This window comes from Sphingopyxis sp. QXT-31 (assembly GCF_001984035.1).
In the GTDB taxonomy this organism is placed as follows: Bacteria; Pseudomonadota; Alphaproteobacteria; order Sphingomonadales; family Sphingomonadaceae; genus Sphingopyxis.
The window spans coordinates 4,037,131-4,057,632 of record NZ_CP019449.1 but is presented as its reverse complement, the minus strand read 5'-3'; the positions used below and the strand labels follow the sequence as shown (position 1 = coordinate 4,057,632).

The following is a 20,502-nucleotide window of genomic DNA, read 5'->3' as shown; positions in this document are numbered from 1 at the left end:
TCCACCGCTTCGCGGTCCCCCTCCCCGCAAGCGGGGAGGAATAATGATCATCCTTGGCCTCGACCCCTCGCTCAGTTGCACCGGCTGGGGCGTGATCCGCATCGAGGGCAGCCGGCTCCGCCACATCGCCAACGGCCAGATCAAGACCGACGCCAAGACCCCCCTGCCCGAGCGGCTCGCCCATCTCGACACCGTGCTCGCCGCGGTGCTCGCCGACCACGCTCCGACCCACGCCGCGGTCGAGGAGGTCTTCGTCAACGACAATCCGCAATCGACGCTGAAGCTCGCGCACGCGCGCGGAGTCGTCCTACTCGGTTGCGCGCGCGGCGGGCTGACCGTCGCCGAATATGCCCCGCGCCTCGTCAAGAAGGCGATCGTCGGCACCGGCGGCGCGGCGAAGGAACAGGTGCAGGCGATGCTGCGCGTGCTGCTCCCCGGCGCCAAGGTCGCGGGGACCGATGCGGCGGACGCGCTGGCGGTCGCGATCTGCCACGCCAATCATCGCGGCAAAGCGGACCGTCGGGGCTAGCCCGTCATATCGCCTTTCTGGCGAGAGCGATGGCCTGATCCTTTGCCGTGGCATCCGGGGCGCTGCTGATCGTCACCATCACCATGCGTGCATCGTCCAGATAGACGTTGAGCTGGTTGATCTTGGGAACAAAAAAGGCCGCTTTGCCGAGCCCCGAGACATCTTCCACCGGTCGGTCGGTGAACGCCTTGACCGTCGCGGCAACAGTCGATTTCGCGCCGCCGATTGCGGCGTCATCATTGTCGCCGATCGGTGACCAACGCGTCATCACCGACGCCCGTCCGCCATCCTTGAAGATATAGGTGCATTCCGACGTCGCGGCGTTGGGGCCACTGGCTTCATTGACAAGCCCCACGGTCGCCTCGCCGACCTCGGCCTTCATGACCCCGGCCATTTCGGCGCTGGTGATGATCGAACACGCATCGGTGGCTTTCCAGCTGGCGGGCATCCCGCTCGTCGCATCCGCCGATTCCGAACCGGTCTTGCCGGCGTCATCGCCTTTGCCCTCGCTTCCGCCGCTGCACCCCGCAATCAGAGTGGTGCAAACCAGCGCCGCAGTCACCATCGCCCTTTTCGTCATATCAAACCCTCCACTGGGCAGCCTTTCTAGACCGCGCGCAATGCAATGGACAGATGAAACAGGCAGTTCCCTTTTCGTTCCCGCCGCGCTAGCACAGCGACATGATCGCAAAACTCACCGGACGGCTCGACAGCAGCGGCGCAGGCCATGCCGTGATCGACGTCGGCGGCGTCGGCTATCTGGTCGAGGCGTCGGCGCGCACCCTCGACGCGCTTGGCCCCACCGGCGGCGAGGTTACCATCCACACCGAAATGCTGGTGGGCGAGGATTTCCTGCGCCTGCTCGGCTTCGCGCGCGCCGAGGAGCGTGACTGGTTCCGCCTGCTCACCAGCGTCCAGGGCGTCGGCGCCAAGGTCGCGCTCGCGATCCTCTCGGCGCTCGAGATCGGCGACCTGCAACGCGCCCTCGCCAGCGGCGACAGCGCGATGATCGCGCGGGCGAACGGCGTGGGGCCGAAACTCGCACAGCGGATCACGCATGAATTGAAGGACAAGGCGGGCGCGCTGGGCGGCATTGCCGGTTCGAATCCAGCCCTGTCCGCCACATCCGGCCCGCTCGGCGACGCCGTCACCGCCCTCACCGGCCTCGGCTTCAAGCCCGGCGAAGCCAGCGCGGCGGTCGCGGCGGCGAGCGAGGAGCTTGGCGCCGGCGCGAACCTCGATGCGCTGGTACGGCTCGCGCTCAAAAAGGCGGCGAAGTGAAGTCGCTCGCGCTCCTGTCCGCGATGATAGCGATACTGGCCAGCAATGCCGCAAAGGCCGACGAGCTATGTTCGAAGCTGAAAGACTTCGAAGCAGCCGCACGCGCCGGCGATGGAGCCAAGCCGCAATGGGTCGACGTCTATTGGGCCGTCAACGACGATGCGATTTTTTCTGCGGCCTGCGTTCACCATCAGATGGCGGCATCGGGCGCGCTGTGCGGATCGCTGATCGACAATATGTCGAAGGAGTTCTCGGGGCTTTTGCCGAAACGAATTCTCGAATGTTCGCGCGTCGGCGACAATCCTTTCGATGCACGGGCGTTTCCGACACGCACCATCGGCTTCGACACCAGGCGTGGCGGGCGCTTCGTCGTGCAAACCGAAGGTGCTGCGGAATCGATGAAGCCGAGAATGCGGCTCGCGATCTTTCCCGACCGCCGGCAGGCGGACATGGCCAAACTTCCGGCGATGACCGCCTACCAAGACGATGCCGACTAGCGGCGTGGCCGAACCCAATGCCTCCAGCGATCGTATCCGCCACGCCTCGTGCCGCTGCGGCCAGCTCCGCATCGCCTGCTCGGGCGAGCCGATCCGCGTGTCGGTGTGCCACTGCCGCGAGTGCAAGGCGCGGAGCGGAAGCGCCTTTGCCGCGCAGGCGCGTTTTCCCGAGGAGCAGGTCCGCACCGAGGGCGAGGCGAAGATGTGGCAGTACACCGGCGAGAGCGGCAACACCGCCGATTTCTTCTTCTGCCCCGCCTGCGGCGGCCATGTCTGGTACCGCGCGCGGCCCCATCACGACGCCTATGCCGTGCCGATCGGCAATTTCGAGCCCGGCCACGGCTTCGTCCCCGAATATTCGGTCTATGAGGAACGCAAGGAGCCTTGGGTTTCGATCACCGGCGAGGCAATAGACCATTATGACTGAGCCGGCCCTCACCACCCCGCACCGCACCCCCGAGGACGCCGACGCCGCGCTGCGGCCGAAGTCGCTCGCCGAATTCGTTGGGCAGGCGGCGGCGCGCGAGAATTTGCGCATCTTCGTCGAGGCCGCGAAGGCGCGCGGCGATGCGCTCGACCATGTGCTTTTCTTCGGCCCGCCGGGGCTGGGCAAGACGACGCTGGCGCAGATCGTCGCGCGCGAGCTCGGGGTCGGTTTCCGCTCGACCAGCGGCCCGGTGATCGCCAAGGCCGGCGACCTCGCCGCGCTGCTCACCAATCTCGAGGACGGCGACGTCCTGTTCATCGACGAGATCCACCGGCTGTCGCCCGCGGTCGAGGAAATCCTCTATCCCGCGATGGAGGATCGCGCGCTCGACATCATGATCGGCGAGGGGCCGTCGGCACGCTCGGTGCGCATCGACCTCCCCAAATTCACCCTTGTCGGCGCGACGACGCGACAGGGCCTGCTGACGACCCCGCTGCGCGACCGATTCGGCATCCCGGTGCGGCTCAATTTCTACACTCATGCCGAGCTCGAGCAGGTGATCACGCGCGCCGCGCGGCTGCTAGGGCTGCCGATCGCCCCCGACGGTGCGCTCGAAATCGCGCGCCGCGCGCGCGGAACGCCGCGCATCGCCGGGCGGCTGCTGCGCCGGGTGCGCGACTTCGCGACGGTCGCGGGGCACACGATCGTCGACGCCAAGGCCGCCGATGCGGCGCTCAACCGGCTGGAAGTCGACGCGCTCGGGCTCGATGCGATGGACCGGCGCTACCTGACGATGATCGCCGACATCTATCGCGGCGGCCCGGTGGGGGTCGAGACGATGGCGGCGGGACTCAGCGAGCCGCGCGACACGATCGAGGACGTCATCGAACCCTATCTCCTCCAGATCGGCCTCATCGCGCGCACCGCGCGCGGGCGAACGCTCAACCCCAGCGCGTGGAAGCATCTGGGGCTCAATCCCCCCGCCGGATCGCAGAACGGACTTTTCGACCAAGGCAAATAGCCCGGATTTCTGCGGCTTTCTTTCCACCAACCGGCGCTGTCGTGCGACGAACCGTTGATCAGGGGTATGCGACGAGTCGAAGCATCGCTATCGGTTGACGCGATGAGCGACGCCCCGCCCCCCTTCGTCCCCGGCGCCTTTGTCGGGGCCGCGCATCATTACCGGGCGCGCGTCTATTTCGAGGACACCGACCTGTCGGGCATCGTCTATCACGCCAATTACCTGCGCTATATGGAACGCGCGCGCTCGGACATGCTGCGCCTCGCGGGCATCGACCAGCGCCGCGCGATGGAGGCCGGCGAAGGCGCCTGGGCGGTCACCGACCTCGCGATCAAATACAGGAGCCCCGCAAAGCTCGAAGACGACCTGCTCGTCGTCAGCACCGTCGAGGCGGTGCGCGGCGCGAGCGTGATCATCGCGCAGCGCATCCTTCGCTTATCGGATGCGTTCAGCTCCGAAACGCTTACTGAGAGCCGCGTCACCGCGGCCTTCCTGTCCCCCACCGGCCGTCCCCGCCGCCAACCGCTCGACTGGGTGCAGCGCTTCACCGCCGTCATGAATGGAGAGACTATCCCTTGCTAGACAATATCTCGCTGGCCGCCGACGCGGCGACGCTGTCGCCGATCGCGCTGTTCCTCCAGGCCGACTGGATCGTCAAAGGCGTGATGATCGGGCTGCTGCTTGCGTCCATCTATGTGTGGATGGTGATCTTCACCCACGGTCGCGGCGTCGGCAAGCTGATGCGCGATTCCGAACGCTTCGAGCGCGATTTCTGGCGCGCCGACAATATCGACAAATTCTATGACAAGAACAGCGCCGAGGAACTGCCGAGCGCCAAGGTGCTCGCCGCCGGGATCAGCGAATGGCGCCGTTCGACCAAGGGCAAGGCGATCGACCGCGAGGGCACGCGCGAGCGGCTGGGCATCGCGATGAACGCCGCGCTGGCGGGCGAGGTCGACCGGCTGGCCGAAAAGATCGGCACGCTCGCCACCATCGGTTCGGTCGCGCCCTTCGTCGGGCTGTTCGGCACCGTGTGGGGCATCATGCGCAGCTTCACCGCGATCGCGGCGGAAAATAACAGCAGCCTGGCGGTCGTCGCGCCGGGCATCGCCGAGGCGCTGTTCGCCACCGCGATCGGGCTGTTCGCGGCCATTCCCGCGGTGATCGCGTACAACAGCTTCTCGCAGCGGCTGAACCGCCTCGAATCGCGCCTCGGCCGCTTCGCCGACGGGCTGCACGCGACCTTTAGCCGCGAGCTCGAGGTCGAAGCCTGATGGCGATGTCGGGTCCTTCGGGCGGCGTGGGCGGGCGGCGACGCGGGCGCGGCGGGCGCCGTGCGCCGATGTCGGAGATCAACGTCACCCCGCTCGTCGACGTGATGCTGGTGCTGCTGATCATCTTCATGATCACCGCGCCCTTGCTCGCCTCGGCGGTGCCCGTCGACCTGCCAGAAAGCCGCGCCAAGCCCGTCGAGACCGAGGAGCAGGAGCCGGTGCAGCTGTCGATCAATGGCGACGACACCATCTATATCGGCGAGGAGGTCGTGCCCGAGGCCGAGCTTCCCGCGCGGCTCGACGCGATCGCCGCGGCGCAGAAGGCGGGCGAACGCCCGCAGCAGATCATGCTGCGCGCCGACAAGGGGCTCGATTACGGCCGCGTGATGCGCGTGATGGGCGAGCTCAACCGCGCCGGGCTGACGCGGATCGCGCTGGTCACCACAGGATCGGAAGGCGGACCCGACGGCGGCGCCGAAGCCGAAGCGCCTGCGGTCACCGGTGGTTCAGGCACGGCGCCATAGGCTGAGATCATGGCGGCAACACGGGCAGTCTCCGGCAACGAAGCACGCGGCATCGCCATCGCGGTGGTGGCGCACGTCCTGATCATCGGGCTGCTCTCGGTGCAATGGACTGCGGGCGAGCGGCGCTTCGACAATCCGCCGATGGAGGTCGACCTGGTCGCCGAAACCGCGGCGGAGTCGAGCGCGCCGGTGATCAGCGACACGCCCCCCGCGGCGCGGCTGGGCGAGGAGGATGCGGTCGATATCGCCGCGCCCGAGCCGCAGCCGACCCCGCCGCTGCCCGAACCCGTCGTGCGCCCGACCCCGGCGCCGACGCCCAAGCAGGTTGCGCGCCCGAAAACTCCGCCCCCGGCGAAAAAACTCCCGCCCGCGGTGCAGAAAGCCGCGCCAAAGGCCGCCCCCAAGACGCCGACCAAGAAGGCGGGCGTCCGCCCGACCGGACGGCTCGACGGCATCGTAGACGGGCTGGGGCGCGAACCGACCAAATCGCCGAGCAAGGGCGCCCCTGCGGCCAAGACCGCCGCCGAAGTCCGCCGCTCGATCGACGTCAGCATCAAGTCGGCGGTCGCGCCGCGCTGGAACGGCTGCCGCGTGTCGGGGGTCGATGTCGATCAGCTGAAGACCGTGGTCAAATTCCGCCTGACGCCCTCGGGCGCGCTCGCCGGTTTCACCAGCGTCGACACCACGGGCGAAAACGACAGCAACAAATTCCAGATCCAACGCCACCAGGAGTGCGCCAAACGCGCGGTCGAACTCGCCGCACCCTTCGACCTGCCCGAGGATAATTACAGCTTCTGGCAGAATTACACGCTCGATTTCATCAAGAGGTAGAGACAATGCTGCGCCCGATCACCCTTTCGCTCGTCCTGATGCTGACCGCCGCCCCGGCGCTGGCCCAGGAAAGCCCGGCGCCCGTCGCGCCGCCGGTTACGCAGACCGAGCCGCGCGAGACGATCGAGGGCACGTTGTCGCAGGACCGCACCGTCATCGCGGTGCCCGCGCTCGCCACGCCGGCGGTGACCACCGTCGCGGGGCTGCGCACCGATAGCCTCGGCCGCCAGATCGCCGAAGTCATCGCCGCCGACCTCGAGCGCAGCGGGCTCTACGCGCCGCTCGGCCCGGGCAGCGTCCGCGCGATCACGATGCCCGAGGTCACCGCGCCGCGCTTCGCCGACTGGCAGGCGCGCGACGCCGAAAATGTCGTCCACGGCTTCGTGCGGACCAACAGCACCGGCGGGCTGGTCGTCGGCTGCTACCTCTACGACACGCAGCTGGGCAGCGAGCTGGTGCGCCAGGGGTTCGAGATCCAGCCCGGCGATTGGCGCCGCGCCGCGCATAAATGCGCCGACGCCATCTATTCGCGCCTGTCGGGCGAATCGCCCTTCTTCGACAGCCGCGTCGCCTACATCGCCGAGAGCGGGCCCAAGGGGAATCGCATCAAGCGGCTGGCGATCATGGATTCGGACGGCGGCAACCACCGCTTCATCACCAACGGCCAGGCGCTCGCGCTGAGCCCGCGCTTCTCGCCCGATTACAAGAAGATCGTCTATGTCAGCTACCTGCAGGACCGCGTCCGCGTCTTCATCTACGACGTCGATGGCGGCTCGCAGAAACTGGTGACCGAAAGCCGAAACGCGACCTTCGCGCCGCGCTGGTCGCCCGACGGGACGCAGATCCTCTTCTCGATGGCGGTCGCGGGCAATACCGATATCTACCGCGTCTCGGCGTCGGGCGGCACCCCGGTGCGCCTGACGAACAACCCCGGTATCGACGTCGGGGGCAGCTTCTCGCCCGACGGCAAGAAGATCGTCTTCGAAAGCGACCGCTCGGGCGGCCAGCAAATCTATACGATGAACATCGACGGATCGAACCAGCAGCGGATCAGCTTCGGCGGCGGACGCTATGCGACCCCCGAATGGTCGCCGCGCGGCGACCTGATCGCCTTCACCAAGATGGGCGGCGGCGAGTTCCGCGTCGGGGTGATGACGCCGTCGGGCGGCGGCGAGCGGTTGCTCACCAACGACTGGCAGGACGAGGCGCCGACCTGGTCGCCGAACGGCCGCGTGCTGCAATTCTTCCGCACCTCGCGCGGGCGCGAAGGCAAGTCGAGCCTGTGGCAGGTCGACCTGACCGGCGTGAACATGCGCCGCCTGCCGACGCCCGGCGACGGCTCGGACCCCAGCTGGGGCCCGATCCGGCCGTAAGCGGGAACCATTTCGCCCCCATGCCATTTCAACATGGGTTAATGTCTGAAGGTCGAACAAGAAAAGGACCAATGCCATGACGATCAAGAAAACCACCGCGACGCTCGCGGCCATCGCGATGTTGGCGGTCGGCGCTTGCTCCAAAAAAGCGCCCGAGGTGCTGCCCCCCAACCCCGACGGCGTCGATGACGGCAGCGGTACCGGCCCGGGCACCGGCACGGGCGTGGCCCCGGGCTCGCAGCAGGACTTCCTCAACAATGTCTCGTCGGACCGCATTTTCTTTGGCTTCGACCAATATAATGTCGATGCCGAGGATCAGGCGACTCTGGCGAGCCAGTCGCAGTGGCTGCAGCGCAACCCCGCGGTGCGCGTCCTGCTCGAGGGCCATGCCGACGAACGCGGCACGCGCGACTATAACCTCGCGCTCGGCGAGCGCCGCGCCAATGCCGCGAAAAACTATCTCGCCTCGCTCGGCGTCGATCCGTCGCGGATCGAGGTGATCAGCTATGGCAAGGAACGCCCGGCCGAACTCGGCTCGAACGAGGAAGCCTATGCCAAGAACCGCCGCGCGGTGACCGTCGTCATCCAGCGCTGATAAGCGGCCAGATCGGCACCGCGGCCCAGGCCGCGATCGCCAGAAAGGTACCGAAGGGGACCGATCGCAACGAAAGCGGCCGGTCCCCTTTTCCTTGGGTGAAGAGCGCCCAGAGCAGCCCGCCGAAGCTGGCGAGCAGCAGGGTCAGCGGCAGCGCCTGCCAGCCGAGCCAGGCGCCGAGCGCCGCCATCAATTTGGGGTCGCCGCCGCCCATGCCGTCGCGGCCGCGGAGGCGTTTGAAAGCGAAAGCGACCATTGCGAGCACCACGCCGCCGGCGAGCGCGCCGATCCAGCGATCGAGCATCTGGGTGCCCAGCATCGGTCCCGCGAGCAGCAGCCCCGTCACCGCGAGCAGCGCGTTGAGCCGATCGGGCAGCCACATATGGCGCGCGTCGAGCAAGGCGAGCGGCAGCAGCAGCCAGCCGAACAGCGCCCACAGCCAGCCGGCGGGGCCGGGCAGGATGGTCAGCGCCAGCGCGCCGATCAGCCCGGAGGCGAGCTCGACCTGCGTGTGAAAGGGATCGATGCTCGCGCCGCAGCTTCGGCAGCGCCCGCGCAGGACCAGTGCCGAGGCGAGCGGGACGAGGTCGAGGGGACCGAGCGGACGGTGGCACGCGTCGCACCGCGACCGCCCGAGCACCGAGCGCCCGTCGGGCCAGCGCAGCACCAAAGTCGCGATGAAGCTGCCGAGGACGAGACCGAGCAACGCAGCGATCCCGACCCCCGCGCCATAGGGTATGGCGTCCAGCAACGTGGCGGGAGAATCCAATCCGCCCACCTATCCCGCTCGCGTCGAGCGAAGTCGAGACGCCCCTAGGTCTGGCACGGCGTCTCGACTTCGCTCGACGCGAGCGGGGAAAATATATGGCATCCTATGCTTTAAAAGCGGCCCGTGCTGACCAGCACGAAGCCGCCGTTGCCGGCGCGAAAGCCGAGCGCCGACAGCAAAGACGCCATCGTCGGATCGTCGGCTGTGATCGCGAATTCGGCGCGGTACGCGCCGCTGCCGTCGAAGCCGAGCGTCAGCCGCTCCATCCCCGACTGGCTGGTCAGCACCGCCTGCGCGCGCCCGTCGGCGCAGCGCAGCGGCCCCGACAGCCCGCGCGACAGGTCGAGCCCGGCGATCGAGGTGCCGACGCTGAGCTGGAGCCGCCCGCTCGCCGCGGTACAGCGTCCGCGCTCATCGAAGCGGATCGTGGCGCCCTCGAAACGTAGACTATCCACGGGGACGAGCCCGAGCCCGCCCGACAGCGAGGTGGTGCCATTGAGGTCGGACACCCCGCGCGGATTGCTGCCGTGGAGCCGCCCCGCGAGTTCGCCCAGCCGCGCATCGGGCCGCGCGAAGGCGAGTTCGACATCGCCGCCGAGCAGCGCGAGCGGCGACAGGCGGGCCTGGACATTGCCGAGCGGCAGCGCGCCGAGCCGCGCCTCGATCAGCTCACCCGCCCACACCGAACCATTGACCTCGCGCGCGGTCAGCCCCGAGCGCTCGGCGCCCGCGAGCGACAGCGCGAGCCGCATTGGGAAGGTCGCGGCGATCACGATCAGCGCGATCAGCAGCGCGGCGAAAATCACGCGGCGGCGCATCACTGGCCTCCGCGGCGGAGTTCGGCGGTCATGCCGACAGTCCCGTCATTGCCCGGGGTGATTGTCAGCTGATCGACGACGAAGCCCTGCGCCTCGAGGCTGGCGAGCCAGTCGGCGAGCACGGGGGCCTTGGCGGTCGCGATCGCCACCGTCGCTTGCCCCTGCCCGCGCGCCTCGTTGCGATCGAGCGTCAGCCCGATCTCGCCCGCCGACTGCGTCAAATATTGGTCCACCGGGGTGGTATCGGCCGCGGTTGGCGCGGCCGCTGCGGGCTTGCGCGCGAGCAGTTGCAGCTTGGCCGCAACGCGCCCCTCGCGCTCGATCGCGGCGCGGTGCTGCGCCTCGAGATCGGCGAAGGCCGCGTAGGCCGGGCGGCCGAGTCCCCACAGGATGACGGCTAGCGCGAGCAGACCCGCGATGCCGACGAGCCAGCGCTCGCGGCGCGACAGGCCGGCCCACCAGGTCACGATGCGCTCGCTCATGGCACGGCCCTCACGGTGATATTCGCCATCTGCTGGCCGTCGGTGCCCGCCATCGGCTGCGCGGTGACCTTGTAGCCGCGCGCCTGCAGCGATAGCAGCACCGCGTTCAGATCCTCGGTGCGCGGCGCGGCGATCGTCGTCGTCAGCGTGCCGTCGGTGCGGTGCGACAGCGTCTTGAGCGCGACGCCGGGCGTATCGCGCATCGCATCGTAAAGCGCCGAGGCGGGCACCGAGAAGGCGAGCGGCCCGCCGCCCGCCGCCGCGAGCCGCCGATCGATCTCGGCTTCGGCCGCCGCCGCATCGGTGGCGGTTACGCCGGCTTTCTTGGCGCTCGCGACCACGGCTTCGTCGGCGCGCGATATGTCCGAATTGACGCGGATCGCGTAGATGATCGGGATCAGCAGGCTCACCACCAGCAGCGCGATCGCCAGCCGCTTGATCCATTGCACCATCGCCGGGTCGATCGCCCAGCTGCGTTTGGGCTGCCAGGCGCCGCTCAGCAGGTCGAGTGGCGGCGCCGACAGCGAGAGCAGCAGCGCCTCACGCATTCGCTCTGCATCGAGCGGCACGATCGGCCGCTCGGCGGCGATCAGCGGGTCGAGCTCGGGGTCCGAAGCAAAGGCGCGGTCGTCGGTGCGCAGCACCTGCTCGCGGCCGAGTTCGGCGGTCCACAGGCTGTCGGCGTCGGGCGGCGGCACCGTCGCCGCGGCGGGAATGATCGCCGCAGGAGCGAGCCCCTGCGCCTTCAGCCACTCGGTCCACGCGGTCATCGCGGCGTGCGTCGTGACCGCGACCGGCACCGCCTGCCCGGCATCGGCGGGCTGGCCCGCAACGATATGCAGCGCCGCGGCATCGCCGAGGCTGGTCCGCAGCGTGTCGAGCCGCGCGATCGCCGCGGCCTGCGCGGGCGCGGCGTCGGGATAATGGTGCCAGCGCAGCGGCACGTCGGCGACCGGCGCGAGCGCGACCAGCCGGTCGTCACCCCTATCGTCCTGGGGCCGCTCCCACGCATCGACCCAGCCGTCGTCCTGCCCCGAATCGACGATCACCCCGTCGTCGACGCGCAGCCACGAGGGCTCGCACGCGTCGCCGCGGTTCAGCGCCGCCTGCGTCGGCAGCCAGAGAAGCAATGTGCGCGCCATTTCAGTCGGATTCGCCCCAGTCGCGCCGAACGATCACCGGCGGCGCGGCGCCCGCCGCCTGCGCCCCGCCCCAGGCGTCGATGAGCGATTCTGCCGTCAAGAAACCATCCCCCATCGTCACCTGCGTGCGCAGCGCCAGCCAGCGGCTCGTCACCCCCGCCTGCTCGGCGACGTCGGTCGGCGGGTCGAGGCGGGCGAGCGGTCCGGACTCCCAGAATCGCACGCTGCTGCCATAGCCGCCCGCGGGACGCGCCGCCAGCACCGCGCGCGCGTCGGCGACGCTCAATTGTCCGGGCAGCAGCATCGCGACGAGCGGCGCCTGCGTCGGCGCCAGCGTGTTGATGTTGAGCTTCACCGGCTCGGTCGCGGGCAGCACGCAGATCCAGGGTTTGAGCCGCGCATAGATGGCGGGGGTCACCCCGCGCACCGCGCGAAACTCGCTGGCGTCGACCATCTTGCGATTGGCGGGCAGATAGCTGCCGGGCAGCGAGCGATAGACGCCGTCCTCGGCGCCGAGCGGGCCGTCGACGCTGTCGCTGTCGAGCCAGTCGGCGGTCGCCCCCGCGATCATCCGCGCCTCGTCGACATTGACCCCGACCAAGGTCATCAGCTCCGCGAACTGGCCCGTCGTGCCCGGCCGCTGGCTGAAGCGCCCCGGCGTGGTTTCGGCGACCAGGCTGTTGAGGTTGAAGCAATTATTGGCGTCGGTCAGCCGCGCGCTTCCTTGCCCGTTCGGAAGCGGCAGCGTGAAATCGCGCCCAAGCCAGTCGCCCGCGAGGGTCAGCTTCGCCTTGTCGCGCCCGACGAGGTCGGCGACGCGGCGCATCGCAATCTCCTCGGCGGCGAAGGCATAGGCCCGCCCCTGGTCGACCGTCGCGGCGCTGCCCGCGATGCGCGTCGCGAGCGTCAGCCGGTCGAGCGCGGTCGCGGCGATCACCGCCATCACCGACACCAGCAGCAGCACGCTGAGCAGCGCCGCGCCGCGTTCCTCGGGTGCGCGGCGGATCATGGCGCGGGCGTCCCGGTCAGCAGCGGTGGCGGCGGCGCGGGCGCGGTCAGGAACAGCATCACCAGCGGCGCGCCGCCGCGGCGCGTCAGCCGCACCTCGACCGCGCGCGGCAGGCGGTCGCCGGGCTCGCTGTTCCAGCTGCCGCCCCATTGCCCCCGGTCGTCGCGGTAACGGATCGCGACGCTCGTCACCTCGGCGACCAGCCGGTCGCCGTCGCCCAAGGGCGTGCCGTCGAGCATCGGCTGCACCGCGCGGCGCCACTCGCCGCCGGTGAAGGCATAAGCGACGCGCTCGACATTGGGCCGCGACCCGGCTTCGAGCGAGCCCGCGCCGCCGTGGACGAGCGCGAAGCCCGTCTCGGAGCCGGCAAAGGCGGGGATCGCCTCTCCCGAGGCCCCGCGCGTCGGGCGCGGCAGCGCCTGCGCGAGGTCGTTCGCCATCAGCGCGCGGACGCGGTTGACCCCGCTCATCGCCTTGAGCCGGTCCTGCACAGCATCCTGCGTATCGACACTACTGCGCAGCAGGCCGACGCCCATCGCCGCGATCGCCGCGAACAGCGACAGCGCCACGAGCATCTCGACGAGGGTGAAGCCGCGCTCGTTCGTCATCGGCTGGGCCGGATGATCGTCAGCGCCGCCTGCCCGCTGCCGTTTTCGGGGCGGACGAGCAGGTCGATGCGCAGCAGGCTGTCGTCGGCGGTCTTGCTGACGCGCTGCTCGACGCGCCAGTTGCGCCCGGCGTTCGCCACGCCCACCGCGCTATTGCCGATCGTCGGCGGCGCGGGGTCGGTCCATAGTTCGACCGCGCGGTTCTGCGCGACGATGCCCGCCATCGTGCTTTCGTCGAGGTCGCCCGCGGTGCGAATCGCAAAGGCGTCGAGCCGCACCAAGGTCAGCGCCGCAATGCTGATGATGCTGAGCGCCACCAGCATTTCGAGCAGGGTGAAGCCGCCTTCGGCCTTATTCGCCACGGATGATCTCCCCCGTGGCGGACACGCGCACGACTTCGCGCGCGTCGCCGCCGGCGAGCACCAGCGCCTGCGGCGTCGGGCTGGTGCCGACGCGGTCGAACAGCACGCGCGCCGCGCCCTGTCCGTTGCCCGCGACGAAACGCACGTCCGACGGCCAGTTGCGCTGTTCGAAGCTGCGCCCGGGCAGCGCCTGCCATTCGCCCGCGACGCGGCGTTCGAAGCCGTAACCCGAGGGCGCGAAATTCACCGACACGCTGCGCCCCTCGATCACCGCGACATCGCGCGCGGCGGCGAGCCGCGCGGCGAGGCGGTCGGCCTCGCTGCGCACGCTGCGTTCTTCCACCGGGATCGTCAGCACCACTGCGGTCGCGGCGAGCGCCATGATCGCGAGCACGACCATCAGTTCGACGAGAGTGAAGCCGTTGGCAGGGGGACGCGCCGGCGCGTCAGCCGTCGCTGCGGATGTCCGCATTTTCGTCGGTCCCGCCCGGCGCGCCGTCGGCGCCCATCGACCAGATCTCGAACGCCTTTCCGTTCGCACCCGGCGCCTGGTAATTATAGGGGCGGCCCCACGGATCCTGCGGCAGCGTCTTGATATAGCCGCCGCGGCGATAGCGTTCGGGCTGCGCGAGCGCGGGCGGCGCGACCTTCAAGGCATTGAGGCCGTCGCCCGAGGCGGGATAGGTCAGATTGTCGAGCCGATATTGTTCGAGCGCGGTTTCCAGCGTCGCGATATCGGCCTTGGCCTTGGTCACCATCGCCCTGTCCTGGCTGGGCAGGACGTTGATCATCACCACCGTCGCGAGCAGGCCGATGATGAAGATCACGACCATCAGTTCGGTGAGGGTGAAACCGCGCTCGCCCTTCTTGCGGGCGCGTTTGGACGACGGGCGGGCGGGATCGAGCATCAGGCGAAAGATTAGCTTCATCAGCGACATTTTTAAAGTCCGGCTAGGTTCTGCAACTGGAGGATCGGCAGCAGGATGGCGAGGATGATGAGGGCGACGCACGACCCCATAACGACAATTATGACAGGTTCGAGAAGCGCCATCGACGCGGCGGTGAAACGGTCGAACTCGCGTTCGAGATAGTCGGCGGCGCGCTCGAGCATCACCTCGAGCCGTCCCGCGCTTTCGCCGCTCGCGGTCATATAGACGAGCAGGGGCGGGAATACCCCGGCGTCGCGGAGCGCGGCCGAAAGCCCGCCGCCCGCCCGCACCTGATCGACGATCGTCGCGGTCGCGCCGGCGAGCGCGGCGTTGCGGATCGTCGGCACGGTGAGGCGGAGCCCCTCGACGAGCGGCAGGCGGCTCGACACCATCGTCGACAGCGTGCGCGCGAAACGCGCCGCATAGAGATCGCGCAGCAGGCGCCCGAGCAGCGGCAGGCGCAGCAGCCGCGCGTCGACGCGCGCCTTGAAAGCCGGGCGGCGCATCGCCGCGACCCAGCCGAAGGCGCCCGCGGCGAGCAGCAGCGCGATCAGCCACCACCAGTTGGCGGCGAAGTTCGAGATCGCGATCACCGCGCGCGTCAGGAAGGGCAGCTGCGCCCCGGTGTCGGTGAACTGCTCGACGACGCGCGGCACGACGAAGATCATCAGCGCCGCGACGACGCCGATCGCCACCACCGCGAGCACGATCGGGTAAGCGAGCGCGGCGATCAGCTTGCCGCGCACCTCGGCCTGGCGTTCGAGCAGGTCGGCGAGCCGCGCGAGGATGACGGTCAGGCTGCCCGTGGTCTCGCCCGCGGCGACCATCGCGCGATATAGCGGCGGGAAGCTCGCGGGCTGGCGCGCCATCGCGTCGGCGAGGCGGCGGCCTTCGAGCAGCCCGGCGTGGACGTCGCCGATCACCGCGCGCGCGCTTTCGGCCTCGCTCTGGCGCGTCAGCGTGCGCAGCGCTTCCTCGAGCGGCGCGACCTCGGCGAGCGTCGCGAGCTGCCGCGTGAAGAGCGCGAGTTCCTTGCTGCCGAGGCGCGTGCGGCGAAAGGCGAGCAGCGAGCGCCCCGCGGGCTTGGTCCCCGCGGGTTCGACCGCGACGATGTGGAAGCTGCGGCGGATCAGGTCGGCGCGCGCGGCATCGTCGTTCGCGGCGGTCAGCCGCCCCTTGCGCTCACGGCCCTGGCTGTCGATCGCCACATAGCGATAATCAGGCATCGACATCCTCGCGCCGCGCGATGCGGATCGCTTCCTCGGGCGTGGTCAGCCCCTTGGCGACCATCGCGCGCGCCGCGCTGGCGAGCGTAGGCGCCTTCAGGAAGGCATGTTTCGCGATCATCGATTCGTCGCCGCCCGCGTAGATGTAGCGGCGCACGGTCTCATCGACCTTGATCGCCTCGAACACCCCGACGCGGCCCTTGAAGCCGGTGCCGCCGCACGTCTCGCAGCCCTTGGGGCGCCAGACGACGGTGCCGATGTCGAGCCCCAGCATCGCGGCGATGCTGTTGTCGGCCTGCACCGGCTCGCGGCAATTATCGCAGAGCTTGCGCACCAGCCGCTGCGCGATCACCGCGCGCAGTGTCGAGGCGAGCAGGAAGGGTTCGACCTTCAGGTCTTTCAAGCGCGTGATCGCGCCCACCGCGTCGTTGGTATGCACGGTCGAGAGCACGAGGTGGCCGGTCAGCGACGCCTGCACCGCAATGTCGGCGGTCTCGCGGTCACGGATTTCCCCGACCATCACGACGTCGGGATCCTGGCGCAGGATCGCGCGGAGTCCCGCAGCGAAGTCGAGCCCGACCTTGGCGTTGACCTGCGTCTGGCCGACGCCGTCGACGGCATATTCGACCGGATCCTCGACGGTCAGGATGTTGCGCTGACCGTCGTTCAATTGCTTGAGAGCGGCGTAAAGCGTCGTCGTCTTGCCCGAACCCGTCGGGCCGGTGACGAGGATGATGCCATTGGGTTCGGCGAGCGCCTCGCGCAGGATTTGGTCGGCGGCGCCCGCCAGCCCGAGCACGTCGAAATCGATCCCCGCGCTATCCTTGTCGAGGATACGCATCACGACGCGCTCGCCCGCGCGGCTCGGCAATGTCGAGACGCGGACGTCGACCGCCTTGCCCGCCAGCGTCAGCCCGATACGCCCGTCCTGCGGAATGCGGCGTTCGGCGATGTCGAGCCGCGCCATCACCTTGATGCGGCTGACGACGACGGGGGCGACATGGGGCGGCATACGCAGATGCTCGCGCAGCACGCCGTCGGTGCGCATGCGCACGACGAGCCCGCTTTCATAGGGTTCGATATGGATATCGCTGACGCCCTGGCGCACCGCCTCGGCGATGATCGCGTTGATCAGGCGGATCGCGGGGGCATCGTCGGCGCTGTCGAGCAAATCCTCGGCGCTGGGGATGCCAAGCTCCAAATCGCTGCCGTCGAGCGAGCCCGCCATCGCCGCCGCCGAGCTGTCGACGGCATAATGATCGGAGAGCAGCCGGTCGAAATCGGCGACGCTCGCGGTCGCGACCTTGAGCGGCGCGGCGAGATAGCGCTTCACCTCGATCAGCACCGCGGGGTCGCTGCCGTCGCGCAAGGTGGCGAGCCACACGCCGCCCTCGCCGGGCGCGATCACGACGCCGTGGGTGCGCGCAAAGGCATAGGGGATGTCGACCGGCGCCGGAGGAGCGGCGATCGGTTCGGGATCGGTCACGGATAATCTCCGGGGGGCGGTGCGGGCGCGTTCGAGATCGAGGGCGGGACGTCGGTCGAGATCACCGTGCCGTCGGGACCGCGCAGCGCGGGCAAATCGACCGGGCCGACGGTGACGTCGGTCGGCGCCGCCGGTGCGGGCGGAGTGGTTCCCATATAGTCGCGCACCAACGTGTCGATCGCGGGCTCCTCGTCGGGATTGCGTCGCAGCTGGGTATCGCGGACATAGCCGTAGCGGCGCGCGGTGAGCGCGGCATTGTCCTCGCGGTTGCGCAGGATCGTCGGGCGGATGAAGACCATGAGGTTGGTCTTGGAGCGGCTGCGGCTGCGCGACTTGAACAGCTCGCCGATCAGCGGGATGTCGCTCAAAAGCGGGATGCGTTCGATCGTCTTGCGCTCATCGTCGTTGAGCAGCCCGCCGATCGCCAGGATCTCGCCGTCGTCGACCGTCAGCACGGTCTCGAACGAACGCTTGTTGAGGATCAGGTCGCTGTTGCGTGACGACACCGGCCCCGCGACGCTCGACACTTCCTGGCGCAGGAACAATTTCACCTCGCCGGCGCCGTTGACCTGCGGGGTGACCTCGAGCTTGATACCGACCTCTTCGCGCTGGACGGTGCGGAAGGCGTTGTCGAAATTGTCGCTGAGCGCTTCGCCGGTGGTGATCGGCACTTCCTGCCCGACGAGGAATTTCGCCGCCTGATTGTCGAGCGTCACGATATGCGGCGTCGCGAGCAGATTCGACGTCGTGTCCGACTTCACCGCGTTGATGATCGCGCCGAACACCGTGTTCTTGCCGATGTCGCCGGCGAAGCCCGCAAAACCACCGGTGGCGCTGAGCAGCGAGGCGGCGGCCGCTTCCTGCAGGCTGTTTCCGAACGAGCTGCCGGTGGTGGTGACCGTGGTGGTACCGTTGACCGTCGTCGTGTCCTGCGCCAGCTCGTTCGCGGCATAGGCGCCGCCCAGCGTCAGGATGTTAGGCGAGGCGTTGCTGTAGCTGGTCGCGGCGAAGGGGATGTTCTTGCCGCCGAGCAGGAATTGCACGCCGAGCTGTTTGGCCGCGCTGTCGCCGATCTCGACGACGATCGCCTCGACCAGCACCTGTTCGCGGCGGCTGTCGAGCTGGCGGATCAGCTCGCCGAGCATACGCTGCACCTCGCTGTTCGCGGCGACGATGATCGCGTTGGCGCCTTCGTAGCGGGTGACGATCGCGGGGCCGCGCGTCGCGATGCTGCCGCCCGAGCCGCTGACCGAGGTTGGCGTCGCCGCGGCGGGCGCGGCGGTCGGTGCCGAAGCGCCGCTCGACGACGATGAAGATGACGATGCCGGAGGCAGGCCAGCCTTCTGCGCCGGGTCGCTGCCGCCGCCGACGAGCTGCTGGATCGTCGGGAGCAAAGTCTCGGCATTGGCGTGCTGGAGCCAATAGACTCGCAGTTCGGTGCCGCCCGCCGCCTTGGCGTCGAGGTCGTTCGCCATCGCAACGAAGCGCGCGACGAGCGCCTGATCGCCGCGCAGCGCAATCGCGTTGCTGCTGTCGATGGGGACGATCGCCACCGGCGACTGCGATCCCTCGCCCGCGGCGGGGACGAGCGCCTGCAAGGCGGCGGCGATCTCGCGCGCGCCGGCATTCTTGAGCGTGACGATCTGGCTGGTCGTCGTGTCGCGGTCGATGCTGCTCGCAAGCGCGCGGATGCGGCGGATATTGTCGGCGAAGTCGGCGACGACCAGGCTGTTGGCGTTGCGGTTCGCGGTGAGCGAGCCCTGCGGGCTGACCAGCGGGCGCAGCGTCTCGACCGCGGCGACGGCGTCGATGTGGCGGAGGCGGATGATCTCGGTCACGAACTGGTTCTGCGCCGCACCGCGGCCGCCGATGCGGCCGGGCTGCGCCGCGGCGCCGTCGATCGGCTGGATGCGATAGGCGCCGTTCGGACCCGGCACCGCGACAAGGCCGTTCGAGCGCAGGGTCGCGAGGAAAATCTCGAAATATTCGCTGCGCGACAGCGGGCGGTCGGTGACGACCGAGACCTTGCCGTTGACGCGCCCGTCGATGACGAAGGTGCGCCCGGTGATCCGCGCCGCATCCTGGATGAAGGCGCGGATGTCGGCATCGCGGACGTTCAGCGAATATTGCGCGAGCGCCGGAAGCGGCGCGGCCGAGACCAGCGCGGCGGCAAGCATCAGGGAGAGTTTGAGGCGCATATACCCTTACTTCGACACAAAAATAGCGATCGGGATGACCTGCGCGCCGCGCTCGATTTCGAGCGAGATGCGTGCACCCGGTGTGATTTGATTGGCGAGCGCGGCGGCGTCGCTCGCCGAGCCGATGGCGCGACCGTTGATCCCGCGCACGACGTCGCCGGGGCGGAGACCCGCGGCGCGGAAGGTCGCGCCGTCGCCCTGCGGCTGGACGACGACGCCGGTGACCTTGCCGTTCTCGGTGCGCGGCGCGAAGCCGACCCCGGCCTTAAGCGCGGCGGGCGAGAGTTCGCCGGCAACGGCGTTGGGATCGGCCGCGGCGGGCGCGCCGACCTGCGTCGGGGCGGGCAGCGGGGTCGCGGGCGTGGCAACCGCGGCGTCGCCGCTCTGGTCGAGGAACAGGCTTTCGCGCGCACCGCCGCGGTCGAGCAGCACATGGTCGAAGGCGACCCCGACGAGCTTGACGCCGGGCGCGATTTCGTCGCCCACCGCATAGCTGTTCTGGATACCGTCCTCACCCGCGATGATCGCCGAGCCGCCGCCGGTGGCCTCGTTGATGTTCACGCCGAAGAGGGTGAGGCCGAGCGCGGTGACGGTGGCGCTGGCAGGTGCCTGCCCGCCGGTGCGGAAGAAGGGATCGAAGCTGGTGAAGAGCGCGCGGCGTTCGGCGGGCGAGGCGATCACCGCGGTCTGCGGCTGCCAGGCGCCGAGCGGCGACAGCGGCGTGATCAGCGTCCAAATGAGCCGCACCGCCTGCACCGCGAGCAGGAACGCCAGCAGACCGACGAGCAGCAGCGGTCCGATCGCGCGCGGCGAACGGCGAACGCGCAGCCATGCGGGCAGGCCGCGCGGCAGCCGAAGGGCCGATCCGGACATCAGCGTCGCCATGAAAGCTTGTTTATCCCCCGCTTGGAACCATGTCTCGCGAATCGCCTAGGGACGATTGGTGACGATCAGTTGACGGGAAGATTACAGTTTTTTGACAGTGGAGCGAGTCCGGCGGCGGCGGCGCTTCATGATCCTCCCTATGGCGAAGCCATGGGGAGGTGGCAGCCCGAAGGGCTGACGGAGGGGCCGTGACGCAATGTCGCTGCCCCTCCACCACCGCTTCGCGGTGGTCCCCC

The 20,502-nt window shown here is 69.2% G+C and carries 25 protein-coding genes; 11 read left to right on the top strand and 14 right to left on the bottom strand.

The window, feature by feature from the left end:
- Positions 1–43: 43 nt before the first annotated feature.
- Positions 44–529, top strand: coding sequence for a crossover junction endodeoxyribonuclease RuvC (ruvC, locus tag BWQ93_RS19460; protein ID WP_077031923.1), 486 nt, complete (start codon positions 44–46; stop codon positions 527–529).
- Between the two features lie 4 nt (positions 530–533).
- On the opposite strand, the gene BWQ93_RS19455 is transcribed toward ruvC, so the two are convergent.
- On the bottom strand, positions 534–1,109 hold the full coding sequence (locus BWQ93_RS19455) for a hypothetical protein (protein WP_156878305.1): 576 nt from the start codon (positions 1,107–1,109) through the stop codon (positions 534–536).
- 101 nt (positions 1,110–1,210) lie between these two features.
- Between BWQ93_RS19455 and ruvA the strand changes: the two genes are divergently transcribed.
- The 10 genes from ruvA to pal all read left to right on the top strand — a co-directional run bounded on the left by ruvA (position 1,211) and on the right by pal (position 8,352).
- On the top strand, positions 1,211–1,810 hold the full coding sequence (ruvA, locus tag BWQ93_RS19450) for a Holliday junction branch migration protein RuvA (RefSeq protein WP_077031921.1): 600 nt from the start codon (positions 1,211–1,213) through the stop codon (positions 1,808–1,810).
- Entirely contained in the window at positions 1,807–2,307 is a 501-nt protein-coding gene (locus tag BWQ93_RS19445; RefSeq protein WP_077031920.1) for a hypothetical protein, read from the top strand. The genes ruvA and BWQ93_RS19445 overlap by 4 nt, the downstream gene beginning before the upstream one ends.
- 4 nt (positions 2,308–2,311) lie before the next feature.
- A complete protein-coding gene (locus tag BWQ93_RS19440; protein ID WP_232314682.1) occupies positions 2,312–2,734 on the top strand; it encodes a GFA family protein in 423 nt (140 codons plus the stop codon).
- On the top strand, positions 2,727–3,755 hold the full coding sequence (gene ruvB, locus BWQ93_RS19435) for a Holliday junction branch migration DNA helicase RuvB (RefSeq protein ID WP_077031918.1): 1,029 nt from the start codon (positions 2,727–2,729) through the stop codon (positions 3,753–3,755). The genes BWQ93_RS19440 and ruvB overlap by 8 nt, the downstream gene beginning before the upstream one ends.
- Positions 3,756–3,857: 102 nt before the next feature.
- A complete protein-coding gene (locus BWQ93_RS19430; RefSeq protein WP_077031917.1) occupies positions 3,858–4,337 on the top strand; it encodes a YbgC/FadM family acyl-CoA thioesterase in 480 nt (159 codons plus the stop codon).
- Positions 4,331–5,029 carry a protein TolQ gene (tolQ, locus tag BWQ93_RS19425; protein ID WP_077031916.1) on the top strand — a complete coding sequence of 233 codons (699 nt, stop codon included), beginning with the start codon at positions 4,331–4,333 and terminating at the stop codon, positions 5,027–5,029. The genes BWQ93_RS19430 and tolQ overlap by 7 nt, the downstream gene beginning before the upstream one ends.
- Positions 5,029–5,553 carry a protein TolR gene (gene tolR / locus BWQ93_RS19420; RefSeq protein ID WP_077031915.1) on the top strand — a complete coding sequence of 175 codons (525 nt, stop codon included), beginning with the start codon at positions 5,029–5,031 and terminating at the stop codon, positions 5,551–5,553. Before tolQ ends, tolR begins: the two co-directional genes overlap by 1 nt.
- Before the next feature lie 9 nt (positions 5,554–5,562).
- Complete coding sequence (locus BWQ93_RS19415) at positions 5,563–6,384, top strand: hypothetical protein (RefSeq protein WP_077031914.1); 822 nt, start codon at positions 5,563–5,565, stop codon at positions 6,382–6,384.
- 5 nt (positions 6,385–6,389) lie between these two features.
- Entirely contained in the window at positions 6,390–7,757 is a 1,368-nt protein-coding gene (gene tolB, locus BWQ93_RS19410; protein WP_198040431.1) for a Tol-Pal system beta propeller repeat protein TolB, read from the top strand.
- A 76-nt stretch (positions 7,758–7,833) separates the two neighbouring features.
- On the top strand, positions 7,834–8,352 hold the full coding sequence (gene pal / locus BWQ93_RS19405; RefSeq protein WP_156878304.1) for a peptidoglycan-associated lipoprotein Pal: 519 nt from the start codon (positions 7,834–7,836) through the stop codon (positions 8,350–8,352).
- Here the strand turns inward: pal and BWQ93_RS19400 are convergent.
- The 13 genes from BWQ93_RS19400 to BWQ93_RS19340 form a co-directional block, all read right to left on the bottom strand.
- A complete protein-coding gene (locus tag BWQ93_RS19400; RefSeq protein ID WP_232314681.1) occupies positions 8,339–9,121 on the bottom strand; it encodes a prepilin peptidase in 783 nt (260 codons plus the stop codon). The two genes, pal and BWQ93_RS19400, sit on opposite strands and share 14 nt — an antisense overlap.
- 110 nt (positions 9,122–9,231) lie before the next feature.
- Positions 9,232–9,939, bottom strand: a complete 708-nt coding sequence (locus BWQ93_RS19395; RefSeq protein WP_077031912.1) for a type II secretion system protein N — start codon at positions 9,937–9,939, stop codon at positions 9,232–9,234.
- Positions 9,939–10,421, bottom strand: a complete 483-nt coding sequence (gene gspM / locus BWQ93_RS19390) for a type II secretion system protein GspM (RefSeq protein WP_077031911.1) — start codon at positions 10,419–10,421, stop codon at positions 9,939–9,941. The genes BWQ93_RS19395 and gspM overlap by 1 nt, the downstream gene beginning before the upstream one ends.
- Positions 10,418–11,563 (bottom strand): type II secretion system protein GspL, encoded by a 1,146-nt coding sequence (gene gspL / locus BWQ93_RS19385; RefSeq protein WP_077031910.1) that lies wholly within the window; start codon positions 11,561–11,563, stop codon positions 10,418–10,420. The genes gspM and gspL overlap by 4 nt, the downstream gene beginning before the upstream one ends.
- Before the next feature lies 1 nt (position 11,564).
- Complete coding sequence (gene gspK, locus BWQ93_RS19380; protein ID WP_077031909.1) at positions 11,565–12,572, bottom strand: type II secretion system minor pseudopilin GspK; 1,008 nt, start codon at positions 12,570–12,572, stop codon at positions 11,565–11,567.
- A complete protein-coding gene (locus BWQ93_RS19375; RefSeq protein WP_077031908.1) occupies positions 12,569–13,180 on the bottom strand; it encodes a GspJ family type II secretion system protein in 612 nt (203 codons plus the stop codon). Before BWQ93_RS19375 ends, gspK begins: the two co-directional genes overlap by 4 nt.
- The gene (gspI, locus tag BWQ93_RS19370; protein ID WP_077031907.1) at positions 13,177–13,542 is read right to left on the bottom strand and encodes a type II secretion system minor pseudopilin GspI; all 366 of its coding nucleotides are present in this window, start codon (positions 13,540–13,542) and stop codon (positions 13,177–13,179) included. The genes BWQ93_RS19375 and gspI overlap by 4 nt, the downstream gene beginning before the upstream one ends.
- The gene (locus BWQ93_RS19365) at positions 13,532–14,014 is read right to left on the bottom strand and encodes a GspH/FimT family pseudopilin (protein ID WP_077031906.1); all 483 of its coding nucleotides are present in this window, start codon (positions 14,012–14,014) and stop codon (positions 13,532–13,534) included. The genes gspI and BWQ93_RS19365 overlap by 11 nt, the downstream gene beginning before the upstream one ends.
- Positions 13,989–14,471 carry a type II secretion system major pseudopilin GspG gene (gspG, locus tag BWQ93_RS19360; RefSeq protein WP_077032564.1) on the bottom strand — a complete coding sequence of 161 codons (483 nt, stop codon included), beginning with the start codon at positions 14,469–14,471 and terminating at the stop codon, positions 13,989–13,991. The genes BWQ93_RS19365 and gspG overlap by 26 nt, the downstream gene beginning before the upstream one ends.
- Before the next feature lie 11 nt (positions 14,472–14,482).
- The gene (gene gspF / locus BWQ93_RS19355; RefSeq protein ID WP_077032563.1) at positions 14,483–15,697 is read right to left on the bottom strand and encodes a type II secretion system inner membrane protein GspF; all 1,215 of its coding nucleotides are present in this window, start codon (positions 15,695–15,697) and stop codon (positions 14,483–14,485) included.
- Positions 15,690–17,183, bottom strand: coding sequence for a GspE/PulE family protein (locus tag BWQ93_RS19350; RefSeq protein ID WP_077031905.1), 1,494 nt, complete (start codon positions 17,181–17,183; stop codon positions 15,690–15,692). Before BWQ93_RS19350 ends, gspF begins: the two co-directional genes overlap by 8 nt.
- Positions 17,180–19,381, bottom strand: coding sequence for a type II secretion system secretin GspD (gene gspD, locus BWQ93_RS19345; RefSeq protein WP_077031904.1), 2,202 nt, complete (start codon positions 19,379–19,381; stop codon positions 17,180–17,182). Before gspD ends, BWQ93_RS19350 begins: the two co-directional genes overlap by 4 nt.
- A 6-nt stretch (positions 19,382–19,387) precedes the next feature.
- Complete coding sequence (locus tag BWQ93_RS19340; protein WP_077031903.1) at positions 19,388–20,266, bottom strand: type II secretion system protein N; 879 nt, start codon at positions 20,264–20,266, stop codon at positions 19,388–19,390.
- Positions 20,267–20,502: the final 236 nt, after the last annotated feature.